The following is a 13,348-nucleotide window of genomic DNA, read 5'->3' on the forward strand; positions in this document are numbered from 1 at the left end:
CTGCTAGGCGACGACCGGCTGATCCACGGTAAACAAGGGCGGGGAGAGGATGGTGTCCTTGACCACCGGATTCATGTCGGGATAGTCCAGCGTATAATGCAGGCCGCGCGACTCATGCCGTGCCAATGCCGAGCGGATAATCAGCTCGCCCACCAGCACCAGATTGCGCAGCTCCAGCAAGTTGCCGGAAATCCGGTAGTTGCTGTAATACTCCTGGATTTCGCTCTTCAGCAGCTCGGCGCGATGCAGGGCGCGCTCCAGGCGTTTGTTGGTGCGGACGATACCAACGTAGTCCCACATGAAACGCCGCATCTCCTCCCAGTTATGCAAAATCACAACGTCTTCGTCCGGGTCACGCACCAGCGATTCGTCCCAGGCCGGGCAATCCGGCGAAGGCGGGGTGCTGCCCATCTTGGATTCAATGTCCTGGGCCGCCGACATGGCGAACACGAAGCATTCCAGCAATGAGTTACTGGCCATGCGGTTGGCGCCATGCAGTCCGGTGAAGGAGGTTTCGCCGATGGCATAGAGGTTCTGCACGTCCGTCTGGCCTTGCAGGTTAACCACGACGCCGCCACAGGTGTAGTGGGCGGCGGGCACCACCGGAATCAGGTCCGTTGTAATGTCGATGCCGAATTCCTTCAGGCGCTCATACAGCGTCGGGAAGTGCTGGATGACAAAATCGGCAGGCTTGTGGGTGATGTCCAGATATACGCAGCGAATACCCAGCCGTTTCATTTCATAGTCAATGGCGCGGGCCACGATGTCGCGCGGCGCCAGTTCGGCGCGGGCGTCAAAACGCGGCATGAAGCGTTCACCGTCCGGCAAGCGCAGGTAGGCGCCTTCACCGCGCATGGCTTCCGTAATCAGGAAGGAACGGGCCTCAGGGTGAAACAGGCAGGTGGGGTGAAACTGGTTGAACTCCAGATTACCCACCCGGCAACCGGCGCGCCAGGCCATGGCAATGCCGTCGCCGGTGGCGATATCAGGGTTGCTGGTATAAAGATAGGCTTTGCTGGCGCCGCCACAGGCCAGTATCACAAACCGGGCGCGCAGGGTTTCGACTCGCCCGCTGGTCTTGTTCAGAACATAAGCCCCCACCACCCGGTTCGGGCCGGTCTGACCCAGTTTGGCGGTGGTGATGACATCGACGGCGACCCGGTTTTCCAGCAGGGCGACATGACGCGATTCCTTGACCCGGCTCACCAGTGTTGTTGAAATGGCGTAGCCGGTTGCATCGGCGGCATGGATGATGCGCCGGTGGGAGTGGCCGCCTTCGCGGGTCAGGTGCAACTGGTCGGCCTCATCCAGCGTAAAACGGACGCCTTGGTCGACCAGCCAGCGGATGGCGTCCGGGCCGTTCTCGACCGTGAACGCCACCGCATCCGGATGACACAGACCCGCTCCGGCAATCAGGGTATCCTGCACATGGCTGTCGGTGGAGTCGGTTTCATCGAGGACGGCAGCCACGCCGCCTTGGGCATAATAGGTGCTGGCCTCGGTCAGCGCGGCCTTGGACAGCACGGCAACCCGCAGGGAGTCAGGCAGTTTCAGGGCCAGCGTCAGACCGGCGGCGCCACTGCCGACGATCAGTACATCGTATTCGAATGGGTTCATGGACTTGTCAGTGTCGTGTCATGAAGTTGACGTGCGCTGAGTATAGGGCAAGCAGATGCTTGGTCATAGCGCACAGCGGGACAATGTCCTTACAATAATCGACATTATCGGGGTCAATGCCATGCTTGAAGAAACGGCTAGGGTTGTGTCACTGGAGTCGGCCGGACGGGTTCGGGTGGCCACGGTGCGCCAGAGCGCCTGCGGCGGATGCCAGGGTGAACAGTCCTGTGGCAGCGGCGTCCTGGCCACCTCAGCCCGCCGGTCTGCGGTCATTCTGGCCGCCAGTAACGGGCTGGAGCTGAAGGCAGGCGACTCGGTTGTTGTGGGTGTGCCGTCCGGCGTGCTGTGGCAGGGAATGCTTCTTTTATATGGCATGCCGCTGCTTTTGCTGGCTGTCTGCGGCATGGCGGGGCAAATCCTGGGCGGGGAACTGGGGGCCGTGATAGGAGCAATGGCGGGTCTGGTCAGCGGATTATTACTGGCATATGCCTGGTCGCATAAACAGCCTCCCGACAAATATTTACCGATTGTTATCAAAAAAGGCGTGTCGTAACAAAAGCGCCATGGCGAAGCAAGGCCGGACTGAATACCGTTGACACGTCATTTTTTGATTACGACCAGTAGCCCTCGGGGCAGTATGACTGGCGTTTTTTCTTTACAAGGGGAGAGTTTTTCACATGCCAAGCATGCATTCCGTCACGCGTCGCTGGTTGGTCGGGGTTGTCTGCGCTATCGGAGTCCAGGCCTCCTGGGCCGCGACCGCCGTGGTCGACTTTTCCGAACTGGTTGAGCAGAACGCCAAGACCGTGGTCAACATCAGCGCCACCGCCAAGAGCAACTCCGGCAAGAACCGGACCCAGCAACAGCAAGTCCCCGATATCTTCAAGAAGTTCTTCGGAGACGAGTTCGGCATGCCGCAACAGCGGGATCGCCAGTCCTTCGGCTCGGGATTCATTATTTCAAAAGACGGTTATGTCCTGACGAATAATCATGTCGTGGCCGACTCGGACAAGGTCGTGATCCGCCTGAATGACCGGCGGGAGCTGGAGGCCGAAGTGATCGGCACCGATGAGCGCACCGATGTCGCCTTGCTCAAGATCAAGGCCGATGACTTGCCTTGGGTGAAGATCGGCAATCCGGACAAATTGAAAGTCGGTCAACCGGTGCTGGCCATCGGCTCGCCTTTCGGTTTTGACTACTCAGCGACCGCCGGTATTGTCAGCGCCAAATCCCGGGCGTTGCCGAACGAGTCTTATGTTCCCTTCATCCAGACCGATGTCGCCATCAACCCGGGCAACTCCGGTGGACCGTTATTCAATGCCGATGGCGAGGTGATCGGGATCAATTCACAAATCTACAGCCGGTCGGGTGGTTACATGGGGCTGGCCTTCGCCATTCCCATTGATGTGGCCATGGAAGTCGCGGATCAATTGAAGGCCGGTGGCAAGGTGTCTCGTGGGTATCTGGGGGTCGTGGTGCAGGATATCGACCGTAATCTGGCCGAGGCCTTTGGCTTGCCCAAGCCTGCAGGTGCGCTGGTGGCCAAGGTGATACCTGAGACTCCTGCCGAAAAAGCCGGGTTGAAGGAAGGGGATGTCATTACCGCCTTTGATGGCCATGATATAGGCCTGTCTTCCGAGTTGCCGCAGATGATCGGTCGTGCCAAAGTCGGCAAGAAAACACCGCTGACCGTGCTGAGGGATGGCAAGGTGCAAACCCTGACCTTTGAGGTGGCCAGCCTGCCCACGGATGAAGAGACTGAGTCCTCAGGTTCCGAACCGGATATTTCCAGCCTGCAAATCAATATTCGCAGCCTGACCGAGCAGGAAAAGGCTCAGTTGAAACTGGAAGGCGGAGTGGCCGTGATTCAGGTTGCTGACGGTGTGGCGGCTGATGCCGGTGTACGTCCCGGTGACATTATCCAGAAGCTGAACGGGCAATCAGTCAAGGACTCCAAGGAGTTCATCGCCCTGGCGCGGAAGCTGCCTGTCGACAAGGCTGTGCCGATGGTGATCCTGCGTCAAGGGCAGCCGAAGATACTGGCCATTCGCCTGGAGGCCAAGGAGCAGGACAAGAAAAAGCGTTAAATGTGCGGAATATGCCGGGAGCAGGGATGCATCCCGGCGGCTTCACGAGGCCGGATTAAGTGCTTTGGCCGTAAATGGCTGGTTTCGTTCCGTTAAATTCATTATAATTATCAAGGTTACATCCTCTTTCCTGCCAACGACGGCAGTGCTATTTCCTAGGGAAATAGCCCACATTTACCGCTTTATTTCCCCGGCTTTTTTGCTTAGTCTCTCCCAATGCTGGTAGCAGACAGAATGCGAAGACGTGTTCAATGGCTGCATGGCGGCTGTTTGCCTTAACCAGGTCAACCAAGCCCCGCACAAACAGTCAGTTTGCCGCAATACACCGGCGGTGACGATGGTTGCAGGCAGCTTACCCAGTTGCCTGCGTGTCATTCATAGGTCGCTTCCGAACGGAAAGCGAGGATTTGAAACCATGCAAAATGGAAACATGCTGCAGCAGTGGGGGCTGTCCCAGCTCTCGGCTGAAAATGCAGCCTATGTAGAAGATCTTTACGAGCAGTATTTGCTCTCTCCCCAGTCTGTCCCGGATGATTGGCTCGCTTATTTCGAGAAGCTTCCCCGTGTTAACGGCCTTGAACAGGACATGCCGCACAAGAATGTGCGTGAACAATTCCTGTTATTGGGACGAAACAGTTCCCGTGTCCAGCCGATGCAGGTCAGCAGTGTTTCGACCGAACATGAAAAACGTCAGGTCGGGGTGCTGCAACTGATTGCGGCTTACCGTAACCGCGGTCACCAGAAAGCGAAACTGGACCCTCTGGGCCTGATGCAGCGCGAGGCGGTTCCCGATCTTGAACTTTCTGCGCACGGCTTGTCCCGTTCTGATTTCAATACGGTCTTCCAGACCGGCAATCTAGCCATCAACAAGACCGAAGCCACGCTGGGTGAGATGGTCGCGGCCATGGAGGCCACCTATTGCGGCTCCATTGGCACAGAATACATGCACATTGTCGATACCGCCGAAAAGCGCTGGATTCAGCAACGGCTGGAAAGCGTGCGCGGTAATCCCAAATTCACGATCGAAACCCGCAAGCATATTCTGGAACGCCTGACTGCCGCCGAAGGCCTCGAAAAATTTCTTGGCAATAAATATGTTGGCGCCAAGCGCTTTGGTCTGGAGGGTGGTGAAAGCTTCATTCCTCTGGTCGATGAGATCATCCAGCGTTCCGGCGGCAAGGGCGCCAAGGAAATCGTCATTGGCATGGCCCATCGCGGCCGTCTCAATCTACTGGTCAACATCCTGGGCAAGAACCCCGGTGACCTGTTTGACGAGTTTGAGGGCAAGACCTTCAACAAGCAGGGTTCCGGTGATGTCAAATACCATCAGGGATACTCCTCGAATGTGATGACGCCCGCCGGTGAACTGCACCTGGCGCTGGCGTTTAATCCATCTCACTTGGAAATCGTTTCACCGGTGGTCGAGGGCTCGGTCCGCGCCCGCCAGATGCGCCGCAAGGATACCGAAGGCAAGCTGGTGTTGCCGGTGATCGTGCACGGCGATGCCGCCTTTGCCGGTCAGGGTGTGGTAATGGAAACCTTCCAGATGTCGCAGACCCGCGGTTACAAGACGGGCGGCACCATGCACATCATCATCAACAACCAGGTCGGTTTTACAACCAGTTTCCGTGATGACGCCCGTTCGACCGAATATTGCACCGACATTGCCAAGATGGTGCAAGCGCCCATTTTCCACGTCAATGGCGATGATCCCGAAGCCGTATTCTTCATTACGCAGGTGGCGCTGGATTACCGGATGCAGTTCAAGAAGGATGTGGTCATTGACCTGATCTGCTATCGACGTCGCGGTCACAACGAAGCTGATGAGCCGTCCGGCACCCAACCCCTCATGTATCAAGTGATCGGCAAGCTGCCTACCACGCGCTCCCTGTACTCGGATCAACTGGTCTTGGCAGGCGTCATGACCCGCGCCGAAGCTGATGAAATGGTCGAAGACTACCGTTCAGCTCTGGAAGAGGGGCGGCATGTCGCCAGGGCGCTGGTGCGCCAGCCGAATACCGAATTGTTCGTCGACTGGCGTCCTTATCTGGGGCATCAGGTGATTGATGACTGGGAAACCGGATTGCCCCTGTCCCGACTTACCGAGCTGGGTATGAAGCAGTTACAGATACCGGAAGGATTTGTGCTGCAGCGGCAGGTACAGAAGGTAATGGAAGATCGTGCCCAGATGTTTCAGGGTGCAAGCGACCTGAACTGGGGCGCCGCCGAAGTTCTGGCTTACGCCTCGTTGCTGGAAGATGATTTCGTGGTCCGCCTGACCGGTCAGGATGTCGGACGCGGCACTTTCTCGCATCGTCATGCCATCCTGCACAACCAGAAGGACGACAGCACTTACGCGCCTCTGCAGCATCTGAGCCCGACCCAGCAGCGCTTTGCCATTTTCGATTCGTTGTTGTCGGAAGAGGCTGTGCTGGCATTTGAGTACGGCTATGCCACCACGATTCCCAAGTCGCTGGTGATCTGGGAAGCGCAGTTTGGTGACTTCGCCAACGGCGCCCAGGTCGTGATCGACCAGTTCATCTGTTCGGGTGAAACCAAGTGGGAGCGTATCTGCGGTCTGACCATGTTGCTGCCTCACGGTTTTGAGGGGCAGGGCCCGGAACATTCGTCGGCACGACTGGAGCGTTTCCTGCAACTGTGCGCCGAGCACAACATGCAGGTCTGCACGCCCACCACCCCGGCGCAGATTTTCCATCTGTTGCGCCGTCAGGCGGTGCGCCCGTTGCGCAAGCCTCTGATCGTGATGACGCCGAAGAGCCTGTTGCGTCACAAGATGGCGGTTTCCAGCCTCGCGGATTTGTCTACAGGCGGTTTCCAGACCGTGATTCCCGAAGTGGAAGCCCTGGATCCGGTCAACGTTACCCGAATCATATTGTGCGGCGGCAAGGTCTACTACGACTTGCTGGAGAAGCGTCGCGAAACCGGTCGCTACGATGTGGCGATCATCCGCATTGAGCAGCTGTATCCTTTCCCGGAAAAGAAGCTGATTGAAGTCCTGAGCCCCTATACCAATATTGACCATGTGGTCTGGTGCCAGGAAGAGCCGATGAACCAGGGAGCCTGGTACAGCACGCGCCACCGCTTCCAACGTGTTTCGGCGGCCTGGAGGCCGGAACTGGAGATTCGCTATGTGGGACGTCCGGCTTCCGCCGCGCCCGCCTGCGGGTCCGCCTATCTGCATTCGGCCCAGCAAACCGCGCTGTTGCACGATGCCTTCAATCTCAACACCCACTTGTAAGAACAAGGAATAACGAACATGGCAATTGAAATCAAGGCGCCCGTTTTCCCGGAATCCGTGGCTGACGGTACTGTGGCGACCTGGCACAAGAAAGTGGGTGAGCCTGTAACCCGCGATGAAGTTCTGGTTGATATCGAAACCGACAAAGTGGTGCTGGAAGTGGTCGCGCCTGCTGATGGCGTGCTCACCAGCATCACCAAGGCTGAAGGTGACACCGTGCTCAGCCAGGAAACACTGGCCTTATTTGACACCAGCGCGGGTAGTGCCGCCGCTTCGACACCGACCAGTGTCGCGGCCCCCACGGAGTCGGTTGCTTCTTCCGCAGCGGTTGCCGCTCCGGTTCCGGCGGACCTGGCTCCGGCTGTGCGCAAGGCGGTAGCCGAGAATCAGGTGGATCCGTCCCAGGTCAGCGGCTCCGGTCGTGGCGGGCGTATCACCAAGGAAGATGTGCTGGCGCATTTGTCCGCCGCCGCTTCCACGCCCGTGCCGGCTCCGGCCGCCGCTCCGTCGATCGCGATCAGCACGGCTGTCGGCGAGCGCATCGAAAAGCGCGTGCCGATGACCCGCCTGCGCGCCAAGGTTGCCGAGCGCCTGCTGCAAGCCAGCCAGCAGACCGCCATGCTGACTACGTTCAACGAAGTCAACATGAAGCCGATCATGGAAATGCGCAAGGGCTACGGCGAGCGTTTCGAGAAGCGTCACGGTATCCGTCTGGGCTTCATGTCCTTCTTCGTGAAGGCGGCGGTTGAAGCGCTGAAGCGTTTCCCGGCCGTCAACGCTTCCATTGATGGTGGTGATATCGTTTATCACGGCTATCATGATATTGGCGTGGCGGTGTCCTCCGATCGCGGTCTGGTGGTTCCCGTGGTTCGTGACGCCGAGCGCATGAATCTGGCTGAAATTGAAAAGAACATTATCGATTACGGCAAGAAGGCTAAAGAAGGCAAGCTGAGTCTGGAAGACATCACCGGCGGCACCTTCACCATTTCGAATGGTGGTGTATTCGGATCGCTGCTCTCGACGCCGCTGCTGAACCCGCCACAAACGGCTATTCTGGGTATGCACAAGATCCAGGAGCGCCCGATGGCCGTCAACGGTCAGGTGGTGATCCTGCCGATGATGTATCTGGCGCTGTCCTATGACCACCGCCTGATCGACGGTAAGGAAGCGGTCAGCTTCCTGGTGACGATCAAGGAACTGGTGGAAGATCCGGCACTGTTATTGCTGGATTTGTAAAACCCCCCTGGCCCCCCTTTTCAAGGGGGGTGAAGGTTTATGAACGGGATTAAGTTATATGTCACGTCAATATGATGTAGTCGTCATTGGCGGCGGCCCCGGCGGCTATGAGTCCGCCATCCGCGCCGCGCAACTGGGCCTGAAAGTGGCCTGTATCGAAAAGCGTATTCATAACGGCAAGCCCTCGCTGGGCGGCACCTGCCTGAATGTGGGTTGCATTCCCTCCAAGGCATTGCTGGACTCCTCGCACCGTTACCATGACACCAAGCACAGCCTGGCGGTTCACGGCATCAGCACCGGCGACGTCACCATTGACATCGGCACCATGCAGGCCCGCAAGGACCAGGTGGTCAACCAGTTGACCGGTGGCGTGGCGCAATTGCTCAAGGGCAATGGCATTGACTGGCTGCAAGGCACGGGCAAGCTGCTGCCGGGCAAGCAGGTCGAATTTGTGGCGTTTGATGGCGCTATTGAGGTTGTCCAGGCGACCAAGGCGGTCATCCTGGCGGCGGGTTCCGAACCGATCAATATCCCCGTTGCGCCGCTGTTGGACGACATTGTTGTCGACTCCACCGGTGCGCTGGCCTTCAACTCTGTACCGAAGCGTCTGGGGGTTATTGGCGCGGGGGTTATCGGTCTGGAACTAGGCTCCGTTTGGGGACGTCTGGGTGCCGAAGTGACTGTGCTTGAAGCGCTGGATACCTTCCTGCCGATGCTGGACAAGATCTGCAGCAAGGAAGCGTTCAAGATTTTGACCAAGCAGGGCCTGAACATCAAGCTTGGCGCCAAGGTGACCGGTTCCAGCGTGGCGAACGGTGTGGTGACGGTCTCCTATCAAGACAAGGACGGCGACAAGACAGCCGAGTTCGACAAGCTGATTGTGGCTGTCGGCCGTCGTCCGGTCAGCCGCAACCTGCTGGCGGATGGAACCGGTGTCGAGGTCGACCCGCGCGGCTTCGTGGTGGTGGACAACCAATGCCGGACCTCTGTCGAAGGCGTTTGGGCCATTGGTGATCTGGTGCGCGGTCCGATGCTGGCGCACAAGGCCATGGAGGAGGGCATGATGGTGGCGGAACTGATCGCCGGCCATTACGCCCAAATCAACTATGACACCATTATCGGTGTGATCTACACGCATCCGGAAATCGCTTGGGTCGGCAAGTCGGAAGACACGGCCAAGGCGGAAGAAATTGACGTCAAGACCGGCATGTTCCCCTTCCAGGTGAACGGCCGCGCGCTGGCTGCCAATGACACCCAGGGGCTGGTCAAGTTTGTCGCTGACAACAAGTCCGACCGCCTGCTGGGCATGACCGTGATCGGCCCCAACGCCGGGGATATCATCCATCAGGGCATGATTGCGCTGGAGTTCGCCTCCAGTATCGAAGATCTGCAACTGATGACATTCGCCCACCCGACCTTGTCGGAGGTGGTGCATGAAGCCGCGTTGTCGGTGGACGGGCGCGCCATTCACGCCATCCAGCGTAAACGCAAGTAAATAACGAAGCGCGGTGAACCCGCGCTTTTTGTTGGTGACACGAGCGTACCGGCTCGAAACACTTCTTCAGAAGGTGAAAAATGAATCTACATGAGTATCAGGGGAAGCAACTGTTTGCTGAATACGGACTCCCCGTGTCCCGCGGTTTTGCCGCTTCGACCCCCGAAGAGGCCCGCCAGGCCGCTGCCCAGATTGGCGGTGATGTCTGGGTGGTCAAGGCCCAGGTGCATGCCGGTGGTCGTGGCAAGGCTGGCGGCGTGAAGCTGGTCAAGACTCTGGATGAAGTGGAACAATTCGCCCGCGACAAGCTGGGCACCCGTCTGGTGACGTATCAAACGGACAGCCGTGGTCAACCCGTCACCAAGATTCTGGTGGAAACCTGCACCGACATCGCCAAGGAACTGTACCTGGGTGCGGTGGTGGATCGCGCTACACGCAGCATCGTTTTCATGGCATCCACTGAAGGCGGCGTTGAAATTGAAACCGTTGCCCACGAAACCCCCGAGAAGATTTTCAAGGTCACTGTTGACCCGCTGATCGGTGCACAAGCCTACCAAGGCCGTGAAATCGGCGGCAAGCTTGGCCTGAATGCCACTCAGATCAAGCAGTTCGTCAAGATTTACCTCGGTCTGGCGAAGATGTTCGTTGAGTGCGACTTGGCGATGATCGAAGTCAACCCGCTGGTCATCACCAAGGAAGGCAACCTGCACTGCCTCGATGCCAAGCTGGTTGTGGACTCCAACGCTTTGTACCGCCAACCCAAGCTGAAGGCCATGGATGATCCCAGCCAGATTGACGACCGTGAACGTCGTGCTGTCGAGTGGGACCTGAACTATGTCGCCCTCGAAGGCAACATCGGCTGCATGGTGAACGGTGCCGGTCTGGCGATGGCCACCATGGACATCATCAAGCTGAAGGGCGGCCAACCGGCCAACTTCCTCGATGTCGGCGGCGGCGCAACGAAAGAACGCGTCACTGAAGCCTTCAAGATCATCCTTTCCGACTCCGCCGTGCAGGCCGTTCTGGTCAACATCTTCGGCGGCATCGTGCGCTGCGACATGATTGCCGAAGGCATCATCGGCGCGGTTCAGGAAGTGGGTGTGAAGGTGCCGGTCGTGGTCCGTCTGGAAGGCAACAATGCCGAACTGGGCGCGCAGAAGCTGCGCGACAGCGGTCTGAACATCATCCCGGCCGCCTCGCTGAATGAAGCGGGCGAGCTGGTGGTCAAACAGGTTTAAGGGGCGATTCCATGAGCGTATTGATTGACAAAAACACCAAGGTGATCTGCCAGGGCATCACCGGCTCCCAGGGCACCCTGCATACCGAACAGGCCATTGCCTACGGCACCCAGATGGTTGGCGGCGTGACCCCCGGTAAGGGCGGCACTACCCACCTCGGCCTGCCGGTGTTCGACACCGTGCGTGAAGCTGTGGAAAAGACCGGCGCAGAAGCGACCGTGATTTATGTTCCGGCCTCGCTGTGCAAGGACGCCATTCTTGAAGCCGTCGATGCCGGCATCAAGCTGGTGGTCTGCATTACCGAAGGCGTGCCGACCATCGACATGCTTTACGTGAAGGAATACATCGTCCGCAAGGGCGGTGTGCGCATGGTTGGTCCTAACTGCCCCGGCGTCATTACACCCGGTCAGTGCAAGATCGGCATTATGCCTGGTCACATCCACCTGCCCGGTAAAGTGGGCATCGTGTCCCGTTCCGGCACGCTGACTTATGAAGCGGTCAAGCAGACCACCGACCTGGGCTTTGGTCAGTCGACCTGTATCGGTATCGGCGGTGACCCGATTCCCGGTATGACCTTCATTGACGCGCTGGCGCTGTTCCAGAACGACCCGCAAACCGAAGCCATCATCATGGTGGGTGAAATCGGCGGTTCGGCTGAAGAAGAAGCGGCGGCTTTCATCAAGGCCAATGTGACGAAGCCGGTGGTGTCCTACATCGCCGGTGTGACTGCTCCGGCGGGCAAGCGCATGGGCCATGCGGGCGCGATCATCTCAGGCGGCAAGGGTACGGCAGCCGAGAAGTTTGCGGCGCTGGAAGAGGCGGGCGTGAAGACGGTGCGCAACCCGGCTGAGCTGGGCAAGGCGATTGCCGAGGTGACCGGCTGGAAGTAATTTCGCTCCAGACGTAAACCACAAAACGGGCCGATTTATCAGGCCCGTTTTTTTTGCACTATAATTGTGCAAATTTGATGACAGGCAAGGCTGAGTGAGTCAGATAAGTTCATCGGTTTCCAGAAAACACCAAGATATGATCGTTTTTTATACACTTACGCTTCATATGCTTACAAAAAGTATGGTAATAAGCATCATTTAGGCATATATTGAAACCAGAAGTTACAGTTTTTACTAGAAGTCGGAGATGTTCATGCGTGCATTACCTTTGATGTTGGCTATGGGTTTGGTTGCTGGTTTTTCCGGTGTAGCTGCAGCCGGTGAGTCTCCTTGGACGGTCAAGGTTGGTGCGAGTCAGATCAAGCCAAAGAATAGCGACGTTATCGCCGGGTTTGATATGAATGTCAGCAAGGAACTGGGGCTCACTCCTTCGATTGAATATAAGTTCTCCCCCAATTTGGTTGGTGAGGTACTGCTTGCAATCCCGTTCGAGCACGATGTCGAAGTGCCGGGTGCAGGTAAAGTTGCTTCATTCAAACATCTGCCTCCGACGTTTACAGCGAAATATCTGTTCAGTCCAGAGGCTACCTTTTCACCTTATGTTGGCATTGGCTTGAATTACACTTTGGTGTTCGGTGAGGAGTTGACGGCGACTGGTAAAGCGGCGACAGCAAGCAACAAGTTGACTGGTAGCGACAGTATTGGTTTGGCTGCAACCGCCGGTCTAGAATACCGTTTGCCTAACAGTCCGTGGGGGGTTGCTCTTGATGTTCGATACATTAAGATTAGCAGCGATCTGAAGTTGGATGGTAACAAAATTGGTACGCTGAAAGTGGATCCTCTGGTTGTCGGCCTGAGCGCCGCTTACCACTATTGATCCGTCAATAGGCAATAAAAAGGGCGACCACATGGTCGCCCTTTTTATTGGGACTTTTTCATCAATCAGTGATGATGATGACCGTCCGGACCGTGCACATGGCCATGGGCCAGTTCTTCTTCGGTGGCGGCGCGGATCGACATCACTTCCACGTCAAAGTTCAGTTGCACGCCGGCCAGCGGGTGGTTGCCGTCAACCGTCACTTCATCACCTTCAACCGCAGCAATGGTCACCACCTGGATGCCATGGTCGGTTTGGGCCTGGAACTGCATGCCAACTTCAATGTTGTCCACACCGGCAAACATCTGGCGGGGAACGGATTGCACCATCTGGGCATCGTATTCGCCATAGCCGTCAACCGGGGCAATGGTCACTTGCAGCTTGTCGCCAATGGCCTTGCCGGCCAAAGCATTTTCCAGGCCGGGGATGATGTTGCGCGCGCCATGCAGGTAAACCAGAGGCTCGCCACCGGCGGAAGTGTCAATGACGGTACCGTTGTCGTCGGTCAGGGTGTAGGCGATCGCGACTACGCTGTTCTGGGCAATTTGCATGATATTACCTTGAGGGCCACAGGCCGGTTTGAAAGAGGCCGACATAATACTGCATCCGCAGCTTTCCTGAGTACTGCTTTGTACAGGAAAGCGACGGT

At 57.5% G+C, this 13,348-nt stretch carries 10 protein-coding genes; 8 read left to right on the plus strand and 2 right to left on the minus strand.

Going from position 1 to position 13,348, the window contains the following annotated elements; translation table 11 throughout:
• Positions 1 to 3: 3 nt before the first annotated feature.
• Complete coding sequence (gene nadB / locus Q7T36_RS07915) at positions 4 to 1,617, minus strand: L-aspartate oxidase (protein ID WP_304846201.1); 1,614 nt, start codon at positions 1,615 to 1,617, stop codon at positions 4 to 6.
• A 121-nt stretch (positions 1,618 to 1,738) separates the two neighbouring features.
• Between nadB and Q7T36_RS07920 the strand changes: the two genes are divergently transcribed.
• From Q7T36_RS07920 to Q7T36_RS07955, 8 genes are all read left to right on the plus strand, one after another.
• A complete protein-coding gene (locus Q7T36_RS07920) occupies positions 1,739 to 2,170 on the plus strand; it encodes a SoxR reducing system RseC family protein (protein WP_304846204.1) in 432 nt (143 codons plus the stop codon).
• A 124-nt stretch (positions 2,171 to 2,294) separates the two neighbouring features.
• A complete protein-coding gene (locus tag Q7T36_RS07925) occupies positions 2,295 to 3,704 on the plus strand; it encodes a DegQ family serine endoprotease (RefSeq protein WP_304846207.1) in 1,410 nt (469 codons plus the stop codon).
• A gap of 430 nt (positions 3,705 to 4,134) precedes the next feature.
• Complete coding sequence (locus Q7T36_RS07930; protein ID WP_304846600.1) at positions 4,135 to 6,963, plus strand: 2-oxoglutarate dehydrogenase E1 component; 2,829 nt, start codon at positions 4,135 to 4,137, stop codon at positions 6,961 to 6,963.
• An 18-nt stretch (positions 6,964 to 6,981) separates the two neighbouring features.
• A complete protein-coding gene (gene odhB, locus Q7T36_RS07935) occupies positions 6,982 to 8,199 on the plus strand; it encodes a 2-oxoglutarate dehydrogenase complex dihydrolipoyllysine-residue succinyltransferase (RefSeq protein ID WP_304846210.1) in 1,218 nt (405 codons plus the stop codon).
• A 58-nt stretch (positions 8,200 to 8,257) separates the two neighbouring features.
• Positions 8,258 to 9,694, plus strand: coding sequence for a dihydrolipoyl dehydrogenase (gene lpdA / locus Q7T36_RS07940; RefSeq protein ID WP_304846213.1), 1,437 nt, complete (start codon positions 8,258 to 8,260; stop codon positions 9,692 to 9,694).
• Positions 9,695 to 9,774: 80 nt separating this feature from the next.
• Entirely contained in the window at positions 9,775 to 10,932 is a 1,158-nt protein-coding gene (gene sucC, locus Q7T36_RS07945) for an ADP-forming succinate--CoA ligase subunit beta (protein ID WP_304846216.1), read from the plus strand.
• 11 nt (positions 10,933 to 10,943) lie between these two features.
• Positions 10,944 to 11,822, plus strand: a complete 879-nt coding sequence (gene sucD, locus Q7T36_RS07950) for a succinate--CoA ligase subunit alpha (RefSeq protein ID WP_304846219.1) — start codon at positions 10,944 to 10,946, stop codon at positions 11,820 to 11,822.
• A 253-nt stretch (positions 11,823 to 12,075) separates the two neighbouring features.
• Entirely contained in the window at positions 12,076 to 12,699 is a 624-nt protein-coding gene (locus tag Q7T36_RS07955; protein ID WP_304846222.1) for an OmpW family protein, read from the plus strand.
• Between the two features lie 65 nt (positions 12,700 to 12,764).
• Here Q7T36_RS07955 and slyD read toward each other — a convergent pair whose 3' ends face one another.
• Positions 12,765 to 13,253 carry a peptidylprolyl isomerase gene (gene slyD / locus Q7T36_RS07960; RefSeq protein WP_304846603.1) on the minus strand — a complete coding sequence of 163 codons (489 nt, stop codon included), beginning with the start codon at positions 13,251 to 13,253 and terminating at the stop codon, positions 12,765 to 12,767.
• Positions 13,254 to 13,348: the final 95 nt, after the last annotated feature.

It is taken from the genome of Fluviicoccus sp., from assembly GCF_030646115.1.
Lineage (GTDB): Bacteria > Pseudomonadota > Gammaproteobacteria > Pseudomonadales > Moraxellaceae > Fluviicoccus.

Excerpts from the sequence above, each read along its gene's own strand:
- nadB (WP_304846201.1), bottom strand. The coding sequence starts at position 1,617 with ATGAACCCATTCGAATACGATGTACTGATCGTCGGCAGTGGCGCCGCC.
- Q7T36_RS07920 (WP_304846204.1), top strand. The coding sequence starts at position 1,739 with ATGCTTGAAGAAACGGCTAGGGTTGTGTCACTGGAGTCGGCCGGACGG.
- Q7T36_RS07925 (WP_304846207.1), top strand. The coding sequence starts at position 2,295 with ATGCCAAGCATGCATTCCGTCACGCGTCGCTGGTTGGTCGGGGTTGTC.
- Q7T36_RS07930 (WP_304846600.1), top strand. The coding sequence starts at position 4,135 with ATGCTGCAGCAGTGGGGGCTGTCCCAGCTCTCGGCTGAAAATGCAGCC.
- odhB (WP_304846210.1), top strand. The coding sequence starts at position 6,982 with ATGGCAATTGAAATCAAGGCGCCCGTTTTCCCGGAATCCGTGGCTGAC.
- lpdA (WP_304846213.1), top strand. The coding sequence starts at position 8,258 with ATGTCACGTCAATATGATGTAGTCGTCATTGGCGGCGGCCCCGGCGGC.
- sucC (WP_304846216.1), top strand. The coding sequence starts at position 9,775 with ATGAATCTACATGAGTATCAGGGGAAGCAACTGTTTGCTGAATACGGA.
- sucD (WP_304846219.1), top strand. The coding sequence starts at position 10,944 with ATGAGCGTATTGATTGACAAAAACACCAAGGTGATCTGCCAGGGCATC.
- Q7T36_RS07955 (WP_304846222.1), top strand. The coding sequence starts at position 12,076 with ATGCGTGCATTACCTTTGATGTTGGCTATGGGTTTGGTTGCTGGTTTT.